We start from the raw sequence: 15,556 nt of genomic DNA, 5'->3' as shown, positions 1-15,556 counted from the left end.
GCAAGACCGTGTTTGACAACGTATTTTGCCCTGACCTTGTCGGGGCTTTTTTATTCAAAAGCGGAGGGTCTATGCCTCAGTGGATCGCACTTTCACGCAGCCAACACGCCGACCATTCCTACCTTCCCCGCCAAGGTTATACCTTTGCTGTGAATCAGGCCGTAGCACCGGTGCTATTGGCGGAATTACCCAAGCTGTTGCCGCACTACGCGCTGGGTTTTATCCAGCAGGAAACCGGCTATCAAGCGGTTGCTTTATTGAGCCTGGATGGTGAAAACAACCTCTACCTGCATAGCGATGGTCGTTGGCTGGGCAGCTATGTCCCTGCCTCACTACGCGGTTATCCCTTTACCCTCGCCAATACCGAGGAGGGGCAAAAAGCCCTGTGTGTGGAACAAGCGCACCTGAGCGAGGAGCAGGGCGAGCCGCTGTTTGATGAAGCGGGCAACTTGGCACCGACCGTTCAGCGCACGGTGGAATTTCTCAAGCAATGCGAACAAAACCGCGAGCTGACGCAGCGATCGGTCAACGCCTTGGCAGAGGCCGGTGTGATGGAACAATGGCCCTTGAAGCTCGAACGCGGCGAAGGTCAAGAGCCGATCAGCGTGAACGGCTTGTTCCGTGTCGATGAAAAAGCCTTAAACGCCCTGGAAGGGGAGGCGTATGCTCAGTTACGCGGTGGCCCGATGGCACTGGCTCACGCCCAGCTGTTTTCGATGAGCCAGCTTAGCCAATTAAGCGAGCGCGCTAAGTTCCATGCCCAGCACGCGACCCAAGAAGTACCGGAAAACCTGGATAGCGTGCTCGATGGTGTGGATGATGACGAGCTAACGTTTGATTTTGACTCGTGAGAATGGGCATTTTGGCCAGAAAAATGCCGCTGTCGAACATTTGGCAGCGGTTTTTTGTTATTTGCCTATTGAATCAGGTAGTTAGGTGAATATCGAATCGAATTTAGGTGCAGTTACATTCTGTTACCGTTCGACTATTTAGTGACAGCAAAAAGCGTCAATTTGCATCATTTGGAGGGGCGCACGTCCTTGTGCGAAGAAAATGGGGCGTTAGGCCCGTTTCAATCGGCGGGCGCGGTTCTTCTGGGAACGCTTGGTTTCGACGATTACATCGTAATTGGCCACGTCGCTGACGGGCTTGGTGCGTTCTTCACCGCTGGCGTAGCTTTTTACCGTGATCTCTTTTGCCGATTGCCAAACTAATTCACCGACGGTTAATTGGCCATTGGCAAACTCTACCACGACATCATCACCCACTTCGGGTTGTAATGCGCGGTCAATAACAGCGACATCTCCAGGTTTTAAGAACGGGCTGTACGTATCACTGTCTGCTTCAAATCCTAACAACTGGTCGGGCATTCCATCATACCTAATCGTAATGGCTTTTTGATGCGGCTTCCCTGAGCCAGATAGCGTTTGTTTAATATCAACCGCTACTTCCCGAGAGGTGACTTCGCCCTTGGCACTTAATACATTAAGTTCCGGGTCTATATCCCACGGATCAACTTGAAGCGCTTTGGCAAAACGAATCACGGCTTCGTAATTAAGAGCGATATGGCCGTTAATATACTGAGCCGCTGCACCTTGTTTCATACCGATCTGTGTGGCTAAGTCGGTTTGGGTAATACCCAGTTGTTTCTTTTTGGCGTTATAAATCGCCTTTAGGCGCTGCGCGTTCGCTTTGTCTTGTTCAGTGATGACACGGGACATAGGGGCATACCTAAGTTGTCGAGGTGGTGGTTTCGACAATATAGGATACTAGCCGCTGTTTATCAATCGCTGTGCGTATAAAGTCGGCGCATGTCAAGGGCGTGTTCCATTCATCGGGGGAGGTGAGTAGTACGATCCCGCTAGGTGAGCCAATGACAACGGCGACGGTACGCCCTTCGTTATGTCGCTCGGTGAGCCAACACGCTTGTTGGGCAGACAGGGTGGTTTTGATCTCGGTGGTGGGTCGCTTGGGCAACGCCTTGAGGTACTTGTACTCGATCCATAAATCTCCTCCTTTGTCTGAGTAATAAGCGTCGGCCACACCGCCCTGGAAGTTGTCGTTGATTTTCCAACGATAAATCGACGCGGGGAGCTGGCGATGGACGCTTCTGATGAAAGAATGTTCGTTCATAGATTAGCCAGTTGGTACTGTACGCGCAACCAGTATTGTTAAAAAAGCCGGTGCTAATACACCGGCTTTCGTTGTAGGAAAAGGCTTACATACAGAAGTCGTTTCGACTTCTGTATCAACGCTTACGCGTCTTCCTTTTCCTTGGCTAAGGAATCTGTGCCACCGGACACAAGACCTTCGTACAGACGCTTGGCCTCGTTGTAGAGGTCTTCACCGGCCCAGCCCGCGAAGTCTACCTTGAAGTTGTGATACGGCTGACCTTGCTTGTTCTTCTCTGGTACGGATTGCAGCGTCCAGACACCGGCGAAGCGGGCGGCTTGCGGGTTCTTCAACTGGATCGCGGAGTTCCAGTTCTTGGACACCTTCTGCTTCGAGCCGCTCATGTAGATCAGCACGGGGCAGTCGGGGTTGCCGTTTTCGTCCAGCTTGAGGCACTTGTGGATGGCCGTTTCTACCACGTCGTACTGCTCACGGGGCAGGGATTGGGCGTCCAGGTGCGCGAAGGCTTGTGCTTCGTCATCGAAGCTGCCTTCAAAGCCACCGCCGAACTTACGCTTCTTGAAAATCTGCCACTTGCTTTCGTATTGCAGGTTGATCACGAAGCAGTAGTCGTAGACCTCGCCAGTCAGCGTGTTGAAGATGTGACCCGTCTCGGCACCCTCGATGAACTTGGGTGAGGACTTGTCAATCTGCGGGGAGAGCTGCTGGATCAGATCAAGGCGCGGGATGGCCAGATCGTCAGTACCAACGTTCTCGTTACCGAGGCCAGCGTCTTGGGCAAGGTGCGCGGGCAGTTGGTCTTGGTCTTTCAGGAAAGCGGCGACGGACTTAGAAGTTGAGTTGGCCATTTGGCATTCTCCAATCGTTCAGTTAGGCGAGGCCCAATCGACCTCGCAGGGTTATATTATACGCTGAGCGTATATTTTTATCTAGGCGGAACGCATGTTGACTTTTCGTTGAATGTACGGCTCGACGCCAGGAACCTCTTGTTCCATTTGCAGCATTTCACGGTACGGGCCAGTGGACACGCGACGTTGCAGCATGTAGAACGCGTCGTTCGACTTAATGAAGTCGTAGAGGGCGTCCCAATTCGTCACGTTGGGCATGGTTTGCTCGCTGATCGACACGGAAACGCCGTCGATCTTGGCGTGTTCGAGGCCAGCGGCGTCGAGGGCACCGAGTAGCTCGGCTTCGTTTTCATTTAGCTCAGCGTCGATCGCTTTGAGTTCGTCGTTGAGCGCACGTTTTTGGTCGCGAAGCTGCTCGCGACGGGCAATCAGTTCGCCGAGGGTCATTAGGCGGCCTCCTGCGCTTGGTTGCCTTCCAGGAACGTGGTCAGTTCGTCGAGGGCTTCTTGCATCGCGGCCTTGTCCTCGTGGGCTTTTTCGATGGCCTTGTCCAGACGGTTATTGGCGGCTTTCAGGTCGCGCTGGATGTCGGCCAGATCGCGGCAGTCGGACATATCGTGGTTATTGACCATCTTGCCGGTGACCGCGTGGGCTTCTTCCTGCAACTTGCGTACTTCTTCGCGGGCTTCGAGTTCTTTGTCGCCTTTATTGCCCAGGCGGGTCTTGGCCGCTTTGAGGCGCTTGGCGGCTTCGAAGATCAGGTCGGCGTTGTTGGCAGCGGTGGTGAGGTTGTAAGTCGTCATGGTGGTTCTCCTATCGGGTTGAGGTACTTTCAGCGAACACGTGGAGCAGGTTGCCCATGCGTTCGAGTTTGCCGCTGAGCTTTTCGTAGACAGCGGTTTCGCGAGTGCCGCGTGCGGCAATCATTATGGTTTCCGTGCGCTGGGTCTGACCGGCACGGTCGATACGGGCGTTGAACTGCTGGAACCACTCGGCGTTGTACGTCGGGCTTGTCCAGATGGTGCGGGTGCCACGGGTCAGCGTTAGGCCGTGGCCCGCGGCTTGCGGGTGGGCGAAGATGTAGTGAACCTTGCCCGCCTGGAACTCGTTGACGATCTCCACCCGCTTGGCCACCGGCACGTCGCCGTCGATCACGGCGAAGTTCATACCGCGCTTGGCTGCTTCGCGCATTAGCTGGTCACGCTGGTGTCGCCAGTTGAAACCGACCAAGGCTTGCGGGGCTTCTTGGGCGAGGTCGAGGGCTAGCTTTACACGGGCGTCATCCAGGACGTGGTACTGGTCGCCGTCGTAGATCGCGCCGCTGCATATTTGCAAGAGCTTATTGATCTTAGCCCCTGCGTGAACGGCGTTGACGTACTCGCCGGACTCCAACAGCAGCATGGCTTCGTTTTGCATTTCCTGGTACTGCGCCATGAGTTTCTTGGGCAGCGTCGTCTCGACGGTGTAGGCCACGTTCTCTGGCATATCAATACAGTCACGGAGCTTGTGGCGAACGGTTATCTCGTGGATTTTATCGGCGACAATAAGCTCGGCGTCTTCTTTATCGACCCAGTCCACATGATTTCCTCCTGGGACGTTGTGGTTGGGGATGGGGGTACATACTTGCGCTCGAAAGCCCCAAAAGGCGCGTCCCAGGCGTTCTCCGTCGTCGATGATGTAGACAGGATGCCAAATATCGCAAATTCCATTGCTGTTCGGGGTACCGGACAAGGCCCAACGGACGGGGAAATGATGTCGGATAGCGGACGCAGCTTTGCTACGCTGGCTGGTACGGTGCTTAAAGGCCGTGAATTCGTCGATACACAGTACGTCGCAGTGATCGGCCAGGAGCTTTCCTTCATCGGTCAGTTTCCCTTTGCTATCGACCATCCACTTCACGGCGTCGTGGTTGAGGATGATCACGTCGGCTTCGATGGCACGGGGCAAGTCACGTTTGCGCTTTGCTGAGTACACCACGGCAGCGGTCAAGTGGGGCGTCCACTTGGCCACGTCAGCCGCCCAGGCCGGTTCGAGGATCGACAGGGTGCCCAGGACGACCATCTTGTGGGCTGTGCCCGCCGCTTTTCGGCGGGAGAAGGCTTCCAGGTGCGATCGCGTTTTGCCGGTACCAGCGTCGGACAGGTCGAGCGACCGGTCGTTGGCGATAAGGTGTTCGACGGTTTTGGCTTGGTGGTCAAACAAGGGCGGGAGCGGGACACCCATATAACACCTCCATGCAGTTTTCGATTTCGAGTAGCTGAGTGATGGCGTCATCGCGGGCGTCGTGATGCACACCGTAGCGGGTGACGGGTTCATAGCCACCGGCACGCTTGGCGAGGTCTTTGAGCGTGCGCAGGTCGCGGGTCGTCCAGTATTGCCACGCGGGCTTCATGCCACATTCGTTGAACGCGTGTTCGAGGAACGCGATGTCGAAATTGGCTCCGTTACCCCAGGGGTAAAGGGTGTCTTTGTCGGTGCCGAGTGACGCGTACCATGTATTGAGGTCACGCAGCACTTGTTCGAGGGGCGGGGCTTCGGCACACGCGGCGCAGGTTTTTGTCCACGTCTCGCCCTGGGTTTTCCACCACGCGATAGTGTCTTCGCTAATGAAGCGGTCGGGCTGGGACGTTATATCGCAGTGCGAATAAAACGTGACAATCGAGCCATCGACACGGGCAGCGGCAGCGATGGAGAGGATCACACCATCGGCGCGAGTGTGGAGTGTTTCGAGGTCGAAACTGACAAATATTTCGCTCATGCGGCGGTTCCTCCTGCGATGCAGCGTTCGGCAATAGCGATGTCGTTTTTGTGGGCGGCACCTACATCGCTAATAAGGTCGGCGGGTGGCACGCCGTCTTCGATATTGAGTAGTAGGCCGATCTTGCGGCCACGGTTGCCCGTGTGAGTGACACCTATATGCACAGCGTTGTTGGCAAATGCCACTTCGATGGCACGGTCAATGGTGAGGCCATGAATGGCTTCGGTGTGGTACACGGAGCGGTAGTTGAAACCGTACTCGGTGAGGTTACTCAGCACGGATTTCAGGTACCGCTTTTGGGCGTCTTGGGTAATGGTTAGGGTGGTCACGGTTTACTCCTGATAAGCGAAGGAACAGCGCGGGGCGTCCTCGCCTTCCTGAACCTTGGCGTGGGCGCACCATTTGCAGGCGTGCATGGAGGGTTTGGGTGGGAACTCGGTGGCCGTGGTGAGCTTATTGGCTCGCTTGTCCCACATCGGCTTGAGCAACATGGCCCGTGAGCGGGTGTACTTGTTGCCCATACGATCGTTCTGATCGAGGTACTCGAAGCTGGTTTCGACGAACTCCAGGTTGGGGTAGCGCATGAACGCGGCGATGGCGTACACCATGCCTTGCTGGTTGTGCTTGAGTTCGTTGCCGAAGCGCCTTCCCGTTTTATGATCTACGGCTAGTGCGGAGGTGGCCGTAGCGGGATCATTGCCCTGGAATTCGATGGCATCGAGTTTGACCCGTGCCCACACGTCATCGGCGAAGAAGCCGGTTTGCTGCCAATCGCGGGTAAAGCCCCAGTCGCCTTCCACTTCGACGCGGCCCTCTTGGTAGCCTTCACGTAGCCGGTTGTAGAGGGGCATAAAGGGCGTGAGATCAACGCCTTTCATCCCGCGACCAAGCTCAGGACGAATGACATCTGTTTCACATTGGATGTAGTTCTCGATGGCCTCGTGGATAATCGTCCCGCGCTCAGCGGCGGGGCCGGAGGGATCGGGTGCCTTCTCCACGGACTTGAGGTAGACCGAATAGGGGCAGTTTTCGAAGGCCATTAGGCGAGAAAACGACCACGTTTTGACCTGGCCTAATGGGCGGCTGGCAAGGTCGATCTCCTCTTGTTTATCGGCTTCGGCTTTTGCGGCAATGCGACCGGCCACGGCCTTCGGGTTGAAGGTTTCGTTATCCGGTGCAGGGGCTGGTTCGTTGGGCGTCAAGCGCATCGGCTTTTTAAACGCCTTTGGATCAAAGGTGTCGTCGGTCATGGTGGCCTCTGTATTATTCGCTCAGCGTATATTAGGGGGCGTCAGCCCCCGTTGTCTAGTGCATCAGGGCACTGGGTTCATCGCCTGGGTCGCGTTGTTGGTGTGACGCGTTGGTGATGTCGGTGTGAAGGTGGGCAGCTTCTTCCGCCGACACGCTCCAGTTGATGCTAACGGCATTCTTGCGTTTGCCGCTGCCGCTAAGGATGCGGCGGAACACCACATCGCGCTTAACGAGCGCCGATTGGAGCCGAATGGCGGCGATCTTGTCCTCAAAGATGATCTCGAAGCACACATGCAGCGAGTCGAGGGTTACGTCAACAGGCACGCCGCGCAGTGCCGCTTTGCGCCATGCGGTGAGGCACGAGTTGGCCACCTTGAGACGCATGGCCTTTTCAGGCGTGGCGGCTGACTCGGTATCTTCGATGCGGTAGAAGAACTCCAGGTCACCTTGGTTGATGGCGTTGGCGAACTGATCCATCGGCGACATTGCCGCGAGGCGCATCTGCTCCTTGGCTTCGTTGTTGCGCTCGGTGCGTGCCACTTGCTCGTCGACGTTGAAGGCCAGCATGAAGCCCGCGAAGCTACCTAGCTCATTCTCGATATTGCCGTTGTTGATACGGTCGCGGATGTCTTTGTGGACGTGTTCGAGACGACGCATCTGGGGTGGGGCAATGTTAAAGCGCCGATCGCCTTTCTCAATGGGAATCACGTCCGTGTGGTTGGAGAAGAAGATGTAGTTGGTGTAGCTGCGTGCCGGTCGAACGTTTTCACGCATACCGCGAATGTTCACCTCGTCGGCGGTAATATCGTCCTTCATCTTGTTGAGCAGCTTGCCCGACTGCTGCGAGTCTTTGAGCCTGAACTCCTCCCAGATCAGGAACAGCGCTTTCTCTTGATAGGCGTTGAACTGTTCTTCCAGGTGGTCAAGGCGCTTACGCACCGCATACTGGTCGCCGATCAGCGGGCGCAGGATGCGTTCGTAGAACACGCCTTTGCCGGTACCAGGAACACCGCTGAATACCCAGGCGGTGTGCGCCTTGTCGCGTTTTTGCATGGCGTAGGCCAGCCAGTTGAGAAAGTAGCCAAGTTCAAGCTCGCTGGAACCCGCGATATGAAGCAGCACGTCGTGGATCGTGGGGCACAGGTCGCGTAGCTTCGCGACACTGTTTTCTCGTGTTGCGCCGCTGTACTGCGGCATGACCATCGGGGGGTTCTTTAGGTACTCCGTGGCTTTGTAGGTGTTGATCTTAGACTTTTCCCAGTCGATCTCGCGGAGGTCGTGGGGGTCGAACTCGATATCCCAGGTCGGGATGTTGTCGGGCATCGGTTTGCCGTAACCGGCCAGCCAATCCTCGGCGTTCTGGCGGATGATTTCGTTGATCGCCACGATTTCGTTGTGAGCGGGTATATACTCAACGGCAAAGATGGCCTTTCGTTTGAGGTTGTGAATGAGCAGCGGTCGCGATTCAGTAACCTCGCGGATCGTTTCGCCGAAGTCTCGGATGTATTGATCGTAGGCTTCCTGGTTGGCAACCTTGAGCAGAAAAGGTGGCTCGCCCTTGAAGTTGTAGATGACCTCTGGGTTGGAGATAGGGTTGTAGTAAGCGTTGGAGTCACCACCGTTGACGTTCCAGTAAACGAAGTGGTCGCCGTCTTTGACAGGGTTGCGCTCCATCTCTAGCTTGTCGGGGTTGGTCAGCACGCTCTTCCGCTCGCCCATCACGGTCAAGGTGCGGGTGCGCGGTTTGAATTTACCCAGGCCGCGCTCGTTGCGCAGCTTATTGAGTAACTTGGTCGCTTGACCGTCCACATCGGCTTGGTTGACGGTCATTACGTCATCGTACAAGTCGCAGGTGTGGCGGTCTTTGGTCTGTAGCGCCCAGCGATCTTCGGGTGTGGCGAAGGGGTCTTCACGGTTGACGAACTCTGGGTTGGCGATGTAGATGATCTGTGCGTTGCGAGCCACGACAGGATCAACGATCCACTTTAGGCTCATGTGGCTCGCTTGCAGTGAGAGTTTGTCGCGGATGGTGTCGTTGCTAAAGTTCAGCGACTTGAAGTACGCCTCAAGGTTCGAGGGGTGCAGCGACGTATCCATGAGGAAGAAAAAGTGCAGACCGATCTCGCCGCTGGGCTTGGTGCCCGTGGAGCTTGACGCGTTGACAATGTAGCTGGTCGAACAGAGCGGTTCGGGTAGCAGGTTGATAACGGACTCAGCGACGCGGATTAAATCGGTCTGTTTTATAGGGGCTTCGAGTTTGTTTTCGGGTACCCATCCATCAATGTCCAGCACAAGCAGCGGGGTACTTGCCCTGGTGTCTGTTTTACCGGCACGCGACTCGTTGACGATCGGCTCTTTGATGGGGCCTTTGAGTAGGGCGTTACCCGCTTTGGCGTTGTCGACCAGCAATCCATGTAGCTCGGTCAATCCGCTTAGGCTGCACTCGACATGGTGGCTGATTGACGATAGCTTTTTAACGCGGGGGTAGGGTACAACGCCGGTGCTGGTGATGGTTTTGGATAACCGGACGTTCTGTGTGGGCGATATAAAATTGATCGGTGCTGACATAGCCCTCTCCGGTTGGTGTTCACAAAAGCGTATCTTTAATACGCAAAGCGTATAATTCTAGGCCATCGGCATCCGTGCCGATAGCCCAGCAGGTGATTTTAGGTATCTCCTAATTTGATTTATTTCGAATACTCAGCGGCCACGCCACCCTCGGCATCGAGGGGTAGGTCGCTGCACCATTCAGGTGGCTTGGACATAATCTCGATCATCTTGGCGAAGTCCTCCTCGGCGCGGGCTTCGGGGACAATGGCGATGATCTCGTCGTGTACGTTGAGTACCACGCGACCATCGAACTGCGTCACATGGCGGTTGATGTTGAGCATCTGGTCGAATAGCACGATGCGCGATAATGCCTGAGTGATGTTCTCGCAGAGTTTCCCCGCATATAACTTAGTCCAGAACTTCCCGTTGTGGTATTCGAACCCGTTGCCGTCGTCATCGGGTCGCAGGCCAGGGTACTGGAGGGCCATGCCGTTGGGCATAACCAGCGCGTTACGCACCACACGCAGTGGCCCGAAGTCGTACTCGTTGCCCATGTACATATCGACGATAGCCTGTTGGCACTGTGCCCAATAAGCGGGGATGGCGTAGTTGGTGGTTCGGTAAGTGTTGACGACGTTCTGCGCTTCGGCATCTGTGAACACCACTGGTGGCCCGCCGAGCATTCCTGCGGCCATGCCGTCTTGGAATCGTCGCCAGCCTTGTTGATATCCAAGCCCGAGAACCGACACCTTCCCGATAAAACGCTCATGAGGGTCTTTCTTCTTGTCGATGGGTCGGCCATAAAGCTCAGTGGCAAAGTGCGAATACACATCGCCGCCTGACCGGAATACATCGAGTAGTTCCTGCTGCCCTGCGAGCCACGCCAACATGCGCGCTTCGATATTCGAGGAGTCCGCGACGGCTACCAAGTAGCCTGGGGGCGAGCAGAGTGCCCTCCTCAACGCAGAACCCCTATTTAAATTTTGGACGTTGATCCCTTCACCCCCAGAATACCTTCCTGTCGCCGCGCCGTAGTAGCCAAGCGGCATGGGCATCTGGCCTCCGCAAATCTCGGCGGTTTCTAGGAAGCGATCGGCGCGGCGAATCTGACCGACGGACTTGGCGGCAACGCGGCCTTCGAACAGGTGTTCCAGTTCGGGGTGCGCGGCTTTCATCTGCTGGAAGCCCAGGTCGGCTTTGCCGAAGGCGGGTTTCATCTTGCCGGTGCGCAAGTCGGCTTTGTGGATAATGCTGACACCGCGAGAGGTCAGTACCTTCTCGAACTTGGGATTCGATACCAGGGTCGATTCGGCAATGCCCGCTGCGTCGATGACCGCTTGGCGTTCGGCGATCCACTGGTCGCGTGCTTCGGTGATTAGTTGTTTGTTGAGGACGAACATGGGTTCACACATCATCTGCGTGGTGAGGTGGATCAGTTCAAGTTCGTCGCTGGGGTAGTACGGCAGCATTCTGAGAAAAGCCGCATGGGTTAGGTCAACGTCCTGGATGCAGTAGCGGATCATGGCGTCGAGTTTCGCGGGATCGGCGTACAGTTGCTCCGTGGTGATGTTGCGGAAGTTTTCTAGCTCCTCGCCTTTACGCATGGTCGGGTCATTTGGCCAGAGACGCTCGGATAGTTCCTTTAGCCCGTGCTTGCGGCCTGGGAACATGCCACGGCTCATGGCCAGGGTGTCGAGGTAGAGCGACGGGTGGATATCCCAGAAGTGGTGCAGGATGAAGCTGTCGAAGGGGGCGTTGTGAGCCAGCAACGCCACGGGGCGACCGCCTTCGTCGAACACGTCGTGTTGGAACTCGACCAGATGCTCAGGGCGCACCCACTCGGTGTCCGCGTTATTGATCTTGATACCCACGCCGTGGATCGAAAAGTCGGGGTGGGCGAGGTAGGTGAACGTGTTCATCGACTGCAAGCTAAGCGAGCAGCCGGTGCCAAAATACGTCTCGTAGTCTAAGGTAACTAAGTCGTAATCAGTGCCGAGGATTTCCATAGTTTACTCAGTGAACAGTGGGTGCGGGTTCTTGTTCGGCGATGCGTTCTATGACATCGAGCAGGGCGTCTTTGAACAAGGGCATAACTTCGGCGGCACTATCTGCATCGCCACCGGCCATCATCATCGAAATGGCGACCATCGCGATGAATCTTGCCCTATGCTCTGGGTCGGAGAACGTCTCATGGGTGTAGGCGATGAGCGGGCCAATGAGGTGCTTGTTAGTGTCGAAGTCTTCGCAGGCGACTTTGTTGACGTGGTGGGTGGCGGCTCGGTTAATCATGGCTCTTCGTCCTCTCTGATTTTGATTTTGGCAAACTCGGCGAGGTACTTGCTGGCCTCGGCGGTGTCGATGAGCAACTGGGCAACGGCCTGGGGCCGTTGCTTTATCATCCAGTCAATGTATTGCTGGGTGAGTAGGTCGCTTTCACCGTCGCTGAGCGCCTGCACGATCTTGTCTTCGGGACTCAGACAGGCGTCGTAGTAGTCCCAGTCGGAGTCGAAGTGCATTGGGTTAGGCATAAGGGTTACTCGCTGTGCGTATATTTAATGGCGCGTTTTAGACGCAGCTTCGGCGGCGAGGGCGAAGTAGGCCGCACCGTCTTCGTAGTTGTCGAGCTTGAAGTCGCCTTGCTGGCTACGCACCATCTTGAGGAGGGCCATCAGCATCCAGCCTTCTTCTTCGGTGAGGTAGTTGTCAGTCAGCACGTTGAACATGGCGACGGTCTTGGCCATGGAGCGCTCGCCTTCGGGTTTGTCGTAGGTGGCAGCGCGATCTTCCATGTGGTGTGCGGCATTTTTGACGACGTTAGCAGCTTTGACTTGCATAGGGGTTACTCCGTTAACGCGGCCCAGGACACAGGGAAAAGGGCGCTGATGATGGTGGCCACTTCACGGGCCAAGTCTTGGATTTCGCCTTGGGCGTGTGAGTCGGCGCGTTTGTTGTAGAACTCGGCGAAGGCGTACAACGAACCTGTCCACACCCAGTTGACGTAGACGCCTTGAGGTAGGATGAAGCGGGCCTGTTCAGGAGCTACGCCGCCAGCAATCATGCTTTCGTAGGTTGAGATAGCTTGATTACAGTGAGCAATGTACTGGTTTTGCCATTCACCATTTAAAGGATGAATACCTCCTGACCCCTGTTTGATATCTCCTTCCGGTGCAGAGCGGAAGTCAGGAATGAATAACTCAGGAGTAGATTTGATATAACGCCGTGATTCCTCGTTTTCCACAAAGCCGATCTTGTGCTTAAACGCCTGCGTCCTGATATTTGTAGGAGCTTTCATCCGTAGCTTGATGGTTTGTTGACCAAAGGGTGTCCAGTGCGGTGGTAGCCGCTTGGCCCAGGTCAATAGTTTTTCCGCCTTTATCTCATCGTTGGCGAGTATGGTGTCTAGGATGGCTTCATTCCACTCTCCTGAACGACAGCCACGGGCCAGGAAACCAATCAGGTTCTGGTCTGCTTTACTTAGCACTGGTACCCATGTTGTCGCTTTGTCGCTTTGCACCGTGTTGCACACGTTGGGAATGACTATATGTTCCCAATCCATTGCGTCAGCCGTCGCAGCGAAAGAAATACGGGCATCGTTGACCACTTCCAGGTCATCGCCCATGTGGTTACGGTAAAGAACGTTCGGCATTTTCTCTGTCCTCTTTCAGAAATTGGCGGTGGCGTTTGACGGTGGGCCATGAGAGCTTCCACTTGTAAGCGATGCGGCTGTTGGTTTTGTCGCTGTCGAGGTCGGCAATGTACTCAGGGGGCACTTGCTCCATGATCGGTTTGCCTCGGTACACGAGCTTGACCCGTGAGCTGTGACGCTTGAAGTTGGGTATGGTGCAAGCGTCATGCAGCGACATATCGGGGTAGCGGTACAGGCGAGCGTAAGCCGTGGGGATCGACACGGTGCGGGGTTCATAGTCCCGCACCTTTGCGTATAGCGTTTCGCCGCGTAGCTTACGATTGCCGGATGGCTCTTTTTCCTTGTCGGAGAGTTTTACGCTCAGGTCACGCTGGGTTAGCTTCACTGTATTGCTCCTTCCACTTAGCCTCCATGAACTCGGTTTCACCGATCAGGGCACCTACCGTGGTATCCAGCGCCCAGGCAAGCTCCAGCAGGTTCTTGTGGCCGATCTGCTCGATGGAGCCGCTTTCCCAGTAATGAATGGATACGTCGGTGACGCCTACTTTCCTGGCAAGGGCCGCTTTGTTCAGGCCGAGGGCTTCACGACGGGCTTTTAGGTTGTTGGCGAAGGTCATTTGGTTATCGTCCTGTGCTGCCGAGGCCGTTATTGCCTCGCGAGGTTTCGGGTAGGTGCTCGACTTCAATCAATGCGCCAGTCGAACAGCGTTCCAGGATGGCTTGGGCGATGCGATCGCCTTTGCGGAACTCGATGGTGTCGTCGCCGTGGTTAATCAGCGCGACCTTAATCTCGCCTCGATAGTCCGCGTCGATCACACCGGCGTGGACGTTATACCCTTGCTTGGCGGCAAGGCCCGAGCGGGGTGCGATACGCAGATACCACCCTGGCTCTATCGCCACGGCGAGGCCGGTGGGTAGCACGGCACGGCGACCTGGGGGAATGTCGACGGACTCGCGGCAGTAGATATCCCAGCCTGCCGATAGCGGCGTGCCACGGGTCGGTAGCTCTACGTCTTTGTCCAGGCGTTTAATAAGGAGAGGCGGGTTTGTCATGCTTCTTTAGCTCCGTCCGAAGAATGTGTACGTGTTTCGGTGCTTCGATGGCGAGTTTGATGCCGTCCTTGTCTTGGATAAGGGTGACGCGGGTGCTGCCGATATCCACGGACTGCATGTGCTTTCGGGTAATGACCAAGCGCCCACGGCGCTTGGATTTCAGTCGAAGGGTTTCTCGTGTCATTTCGCCCAATCCTCGTAGATAGGGAACATTTGGTTTCCTTTTTCCACCAGCCTCTCTACGTCGTCGGTGGTGCAGAAGTTCAGCTCGGCGATCATCGTGGCGAGTTCCAGGGTGGTTAGCCCCAGGTGGGTTTCGAGAATCTCGGCCACGTCGTCGGGGAACTCGGTAACCAGATCAACGATGGCTAGATGCTCGTTGTTGAGCTTCCCTGGTTCGCGTGCTACCGGCACGATGTTCCAGTCGATGGCGATGAGCCGGTTCACGAGATACGCGGCCCAGGTCAAATCCTGCTCCTCGAAGGCCGTGTGTTGGCGGTAATAGCCCACGCAGATGTTGGTGCACTCGGGGATCATGTCGATAAATGAGAAGCTGTCGGTGAAGGAGCCACCGTCGTCCGGCGCGACGTGGCCATCGGGGTCAATGGCCTTTGAAATATGCTCTGCGAATAATTCTGAGCAGCAGCGGGCACCCATTTGGTGGGTGATCACATCCGTTGTGCCTTTGCGGTCGAAGCTGAGCATCATGTCTATGCCAGCGTACCGCTCTTTGTCGTGCTGCGCCGACCATTCCGACCCCACGCGACCGGATTCTTCGTCGCGGTAGAAGCAATACAGCCCAGGCACTTTGGCCTTGATTAAGTTGAGCATGATCCAGACACCGGTGCCGTCGTCAGCGCCCAGGCAATCGTTCTCGCTATCGAGGTAGGCGACGTTGTTGCGGATACCGATAGCTTGGCGCTCAAGGTTGTTCGCCACGTCGCGGGGCGTGGGTACTTTTTTGTTACCTTTTTTGCCAACATAGTACCGGTTGAAGTCGTAGGCGCTATGCACCGTGTCGGTGTGCGCGGTGAACGCGACACTGGGGTTCTCGCCAACGGTCACGAACAGGTTGCCGTAGGTGTCCTGCTCTGGGTTATGGGGCACGATGTAGTGGTCGATCAGGTACTCTTCCGCCGCGCTATTGGACACACGCACCAGGGAGAGAATGTCGAGCAACGCGTCGATCTTGACGGGGGTTTCTTCGATGTCGTCAAACGCCGGATCATTGTGCATGGGCGTTTTGTACGTGGTGCGGTTGAACTTGGTGTTGGATTTGGTCGTGGCCTGAATCATGGACTTTGTCATGGGTGAGCT

The 15,556-nt window shown here is 55.9% G+C and carries 21 protein-coding genes; 1 reads left to right on the top strand and 20 read right to left on the bottom strand.

All coding sequences use genetic code 11. The annotated features are described in order from the left end of the window. Positions 1-71: 71 nt before the first annotated feature. Entirely contained in the window at positions 72-851 is a 780-nt protein-coding gene (locus BIS10_RS03680; protein WP_253502609.1) for a SapC family protein, read from the top strand. Positions 852-1,061: 210 nt separating this feature from the next. On the opposite strand, the gene BIS10_RS03675 is transcribed toward BIS10_RS03680, so the two are convergent. From BIS10_RS03675 to BIS10_RS03580, 20 genes are all read right to left on the bottom strand, one after another. Continuing rightward, positions 1,062-1,721 carry a LexA family transcriptional regulator gene (locus BIS10_RS03675; RefSeq protein WP_253502606.1) on the bottom strand — a complete coding sequence of 220 codons (660 nt, stop codon included), beginning with the start codon at positions 1,719-1,721 and terminating at the stop codon, positions 1,062-1,064. Positions 1,722-1,731: 10 nt separating this feature from the next. Then, positions 1,732-2,133, bottom strand: coding sequence for a hypothetical protein (locus BIS10_RS03670; protein WP_253502603.1), 402 nt, complete (start codon positions 2,131-2,133; stop codon positions 1,732-1,734). 122 nt (positions 2,134-2,255) lie between these two features. Next, a complete protein-coding gene (locus tag BIS10_RS03665; protein ID WP_253502600.1) occupies positions 2,256-2,981 on the bottom strand; it encodes a hypothetical protein in 726 nt (241 codons plus the stop codon). Between the two features lie 81 nt (positions 2,982-3,062). Beyond that, positions 3,063-3,428: a hypothetical protein gene (locus tag BIS10_RS03660; RefSeq protein WP_253502597.1), complete on the bottom strand. Its 366-nt coding sequence runs from the start codon at positions 3,426-3,428 to the stop codon at positions 3,063-3,065. Continuing rightward, the gene (locus tag BIS10_RS03655) at positions 3,428-3,784 is read right to left on the bottom strand and encodes a DUF1922 domain-containing protein (RefSeq protein WP_253502595.1); all 357 of its coding nucleotides are present in this window, start codon (positions 3,782-3,784) and stop codon (positions 3,428-3,430) included. The genes BIS10_RS03660 and BIS10_RS03655 overlap by 1 nt, the downstream gene beginning before the upstream one ends. Positions 3,785-3,794: 10 nt before the next feature. Then, positions 3,795-5,204 carry a DEAD/DEAH box helicase gene (locus BIS10_RS03650; protein WP_253502592.1) on the bottom strand — a complete coding sequence of 470 codons (1,410 nt, stop codon included), beginning with the start codon at positions 5,202-5,204 and terminating at the stop codon, positions 3,795-3,797. Then, positions 5,176-5,739 carry a 3'-5' exonuclease gene (locus BIS10_RS03645; RefSeq protein WP_253502589.1) on the bottom strand — a complete coding sequence of 188 codons (564 nt, stop codon included), beginning with the start codon at positions 5,737-5,739 and terminating at the stop codon, positions 5,176-5,178. Before BIS10_RS03645 ends, BIS10_RS03650 begins: the two co-directional genes overlap by 29 nt. Beyond that, positions 5,736-6,068 (bottom strand): hypothetical protein, encoded by a 333-nt coding sequence (locus BIS10_RS03640; RefSeq protein WP_253502586.1) that lies wholly within the window; start codon positions 6,066-6,068, stop codon positions 5,736-5,738. The genes BIS10_RS03645 and BIS10_RS03640 overlap by 4 nt, the downstream gene beginning before the upstream one ends. Before the next feature lie 3 nt (positions 6,069-6,071). Then, entirely contained in the window at positions 6,072-6,989 is a 918-nt protein-coding gene (locus tag BIS10_RS03635; protein ID WP_253502583.1) for a PD-(D/E)XK nuclease family protein, read from the bottom strand. A 55-nt stretch (positions 6,990-7,044) separates the two neighbouring features. Then, the gene (locus tag BIS10_RS03630; protein WP_253502580.1) at positions 7,045-9,558 is read right to left on the bottom strand and encodes a primase-helicase family protein; all 2,514 of its coding nucleotides are present in this window, start codon (positions 9,556-9,558) and stop codon (positions 7,045-7,047) included. 119 nt (positions 9,559-9,677) lie between these two features. After that, the gene (locus tag BIS10_RS03625) at positions 9,678-11,546 is read right to left on the bottom strand and encodes a DNA polymerase (protein WP_253502577.1); all 1,869 of its coding nucleotides are present in this window, start codon (positions 11,544-11,546) and stop codon (positions 9,678-9,680) included. Between the two features lie 7 nt (positions 11,547-11,553). Then, on the bottom strand, positions 11,554-11,829 hold the full coding sequence (locus BIS10_RS03620) for a hypothetical protein (RefSeq protein ID WP_253502574.1): 276 nt from the start codon (positions 11,827-11,829) through the stop codon (positions 11,554-11,556). Then, positions 11,826-12,068, bottom strand: a complete 243-nt coding sequence (locus BIS10_RS03615; RefSeq protein WP_253502571.1) for a hypothetical protein — start codon at positions 12,066-12,068, stop codon at positions 11,826-11,828. The genes BIS10_RS03620 and BIS10_RS03615 overlap by 4 nt, the downstream gene beginning before the upstream one ends. A gap of 24 nt (positions 12,069-12,092) precedes the next feature. Further along, positions 12,093-12,374, bottom strand: coding sequence for a DUF6378 domain-containing protein (locus tag BIS10_RS03610; protein ID WP_253502568.1), 282 nt, complete (start codon positions 12,372-12,374; stop codon positions 12,093-12,095). A gap of 5 nt (positions 12,375-12,379) precedes the next feature. Continuing rightward, positions 12,380-13,186 (bottom strand): FAD-dependent thymidylate synthase, encoded by an 807-nt coding sequence (gene thyX / locus BIS10_RS03605; protein WP_253502566.1) that lies wholly within the window; start codon positions 13,184-13,186, stop codon positions 12,380-12,382. Next, positions 13,164-13,571 carry a hypothetical protein gene (locus tag BIS10_RS03600; RefSeq protein ID WP_253502563.1) on the bottom strand — a complete coding sequence of 136 codons (408 nt, stop codon included), beginning with the start codon at positions 13,569-13,571 and terminating at the stop codon, positions 13,164-13,166. Before BIS10_RS03600 ends, thyX begins: the two co-directional genes overlap by 23 nt. Beyond that, entirely contained in the window at positions 13,552-13,803 is a 252-nt protein-coding gene (locus BIS10_RS03595) for a helix-turn-helix transcriptional regulator (protein WP_253502560.1), read from the bottom strand. Before BIS10_RS03595 ends, BIS10_RS03600 begins: the two co-directional genes overlap by 20 nt. A 4-nt stretch (positions 13,804-13,807) precedes the next feature. Further along, positions 13,808-14,239, bottom strand: coding sequence for a dUTP diphosphatase (gene dut, locus BIS10_RS03590; RefSeq protein WP_253502557.1), 432 nt, complete (start codon positions 14,237-14,239; stop codon positions 13,808-13,810). Continuing rightward, positions 14,214-14,423 carry a carbon storage regulator gene (locus BIS10_RS03585; protein ID WP_253502554.1) on the bottom strand — a complete coding sequence of 70 codons (210 nt, stop codon included), beginning with the start codon at positions 14,421-14,423 and terminating at the stop codon, positions 14,214-14,216. Before BIS10_RS03585 ends, dut begins: the two co-directional genes overlap by 26 nt. Next, positions 14,420-15,547, bottom strand: coding sequence for a hypothetical protein (locus tag BIS10_RS03580; protein ID WP_253502550.1), 1,128 nt, complete (start codon positions 15,545-15,547; stop codon positions 14,420-14,422). Before BIS10_RS03580 ends, BIS10_RS03585 begins: the two co-directional genes overlap by 4 nt. Positions 15,548-15,556 lie beyond the last annotated feature (9 nt).

This window comes from Halomonas sp. 707B3 (assembly GCF_024158645.1).
Classification (GTDB): domain Bacteria; phylum Pseudomonadota; class Gammaproteobacteria; order Pseudomonadales; family Halomonadaceae; genus Vreelandella; species Vreelandella lionensis.
Note: the sequence above shows the minus strand (reverse complement) of the source record. Positions and strands in the feature narration are given on the sequence as shown.